We start from the raw sequence: 511 nt of genomic DNA on the forward strand, positions 1-511 counted from the left end.
GCTGTGGCCGCTGGCCGTCGTCCTCCACGTCGACGTGCTCCGCTTCGGCCTCGGCGCGTCCGACACGCTCGGATGGCTGAACCTCGCCGCGGGCTGGCTGGTGCCGTACACGCTGGGCGCGGCCTGGACCCGGGGCGAGCTGGAGGGCCGTACGTCCGGGTGGGTGCTGCTGGGCGGCGGCACGGCGGCGACGGCGGCGCTGGTCGCGTGGGCGGGCTATCCGGCCGCGATGGTCGGGGTGCCGGGCGCGGAGGTGTCCAACCTCGATCCGCCGACCCTGGCCGCCGTCACCTTCGGCCTCGCCCAGTGCGGGCTCGCGCTGCTGCTGCGGGACCGGCTGCGGCGCGCGATGCGGCGGCCCCTGGCGTGGGCGGCGGTGGCGCTGGTCAACCTGTCCGCGATGACGGTGTTCCTGTGGCACCAGACCGCCCTGATGGCCACCACCGCCGCCTTTCTCCCCGCCGGCCCGCTGCCCGGTCTGCACACCGTCCCCGACGGTCTCGGCTGGGTC

The 511-nt window shown here is 76.5% G+C and carries 1 protein-coding gene; it reads left to right on the forward strand.

All coding sequences use genetic code 11. From position 1 onward, the window contains the following. A partial coding sequence (locus tag LPA54_RS36635) for an acyltransferase family protein (RefSeq protein ID WP_368857899.1) occupies window positions 1-511 on the forward strand: 511 nt, incomplete at both ends.

It is taken from the genome of Streptomyces sp. DH12, from assembly GCF_020873895.1.
Classification (GTDB): Bacteria; Actinomycetota; Actinomycetes; order Streptomycetales; family Streptomycetaceae; genus Streptomyces.